The organism is Tardiphaga sp. (assembly GCF_041424195.1).
Classification (GTDB): Bacteria; Pseudomonadota; Alphaproteobacteria; order Rhizobiales; family Xanthobacteraceae; genus Tardiphaga.
Map to the genome: position 1 here is coordinate 1 of NZ_JBGMOE010000110.1, position 1468 is coordinate 1468.

The following is a 1468-nucleotide window of genomic DNA, read 5'->3' on the forward strand; positions in this document are numbered from 1 at the left end:
TTTGCGCGAACTCGTCGGCAGCGCGATTTCCAGCGGCCGCCGCCCCTCCCCGCTCGACGGACGCACGCTCGCGCTCGACGACGCGCTGTTCACCCAGGACGCGCTGATCTGGGATCCTGTCCATTCGCAAAGCGTGCGCTACGGCGCATCGACCGGCCCACAGCTCCGCATCGACTTCCCCGACACGCCCATGCTCGGAATCTGGACCAAACCCGGCGCGGCGTTCGTCTGCGTCGAGCCGTGGCACGGCATCGCCGATCCGGTCGGTTTCGCGGGCGAGCTGACGGAAAAGCCCGGCATCTTCACGCTAGCACCGGGCGAAACCAGGCACATCGCCATGGCGATCACGCTGGAGATCTAGGTCGTGGACTCGGAAATCCGGAATGGCCGAAACCGCCCAATAGCGGACAGCGCCTGTGTCCCGTAAAACGACTTTATGAATCGGGCCAAGGACCTTCTTGACGCGGCGCTGATAGAGGCGTGGCAGGCTGCTGCTTTGGATTTGGGCTTTCGGCTCGAAGCGCCATACTGCCTTAGCACATCAACCGGCGACAGCATCTGGGTCGAAGGATTCTTGCCCGACTTCGGTGGCAGCCGTGGGATGATTTTTAGGGGCATGGAGCATAGCGCGCCCTCTACGGATCGCTACGTCTCCCTCATCGCTCCAATCTACCATCAATATGTTCGAGAGAGATTCATCGAAGCATTGACCGATTGGGGGTGGTTCGGCTCGGAGAATAGCAGGCCCGTCTGGCTATTCGCGAACAGCAGCTAGCCACCACTATCGGACGCGGCGATGCCACGGCGGTGGCTGAGCGCTTTTCCAAGCCAGAGAAGAATACTCTACGCAGGCATTTCCAGCACCGCATTGCAGGTTTGATGAGATCAAGCGCCGTAGGGAATTCACTTCCGAACAGAGCGCATGAGGCGAAACAACCAGCACCATGTTCGGCATCGGGTTCAAGCGGCGAACCTCGGTTAGGTAGCGTCGCAACGTTTGCGTGCTGAGCGCAGCCTTGTTCCAAAACAAGCGACCGTCGCGAGCCTCCAACAGGTTGACGGTCATCAGTTCGCCGAATTCGCTGCCGTGCTTCTGCCAACCTTTCGGCGTAGGTCGGCACTGTTTTTCACCGTATTTTGCGGTGATCGGCCACGCGCCGATAGGGCCGCCCAACCCTGCGCACATGATTGCGACCAAGGACGCGAATGGAGCTAATCGCTTAGATTTCCACATTCGGCGAGCTTATCAGGCAAATGGCAACTAACCAACAAACCCGGACATTCATACGAGTTGCCGACAGCGGTCGTTTATGAAGTCACGGCCTAGGTCAGGCAGGGAAGCGAGGCGCACGCTACCGATGGTTCGATCATGATCGAGAAGACAGAGGCAATCGCTGCGGCGCGGGCTTTTTACAACGCCTATCGCCGGAACGTCCCGCTCGATCCCGAAGCAGCACCGATCCTCGAA

1 protein-coding gene and 1 pseudogene are annotated in these 1468 nt (G+C 59.6%); one reads left to right on the forward strand and one right to left on the reverse strand.

Annotated elements, in window-relative coordinates; all coding sequences use genetic code 11:
• Window positions 1–361 (forward strand): annotated as a pseudogene (locus ACEK02_RS15790) (aldose 1-epimerase family protein); the annotation flags it as partial.
• A 420-nt stretch (window positions 362–781) separates the two neighbouring features.
• Here ACEK02_RS15790 and ACEK02_RS15795 read toward each other — a convergent pair.
• On the reverse strand, window positions 782–1198 hold the full coding sequence (locus ACEK02_RS15795) for a hypothetical protein (protein WP_371422565.1): 417 nt from the start codon (window positions 1196–1198) through the stop codon (window positions 782–784).
• Between the last annotated feature and the right edge of the window lie 270 nt (window positions 1199–1468).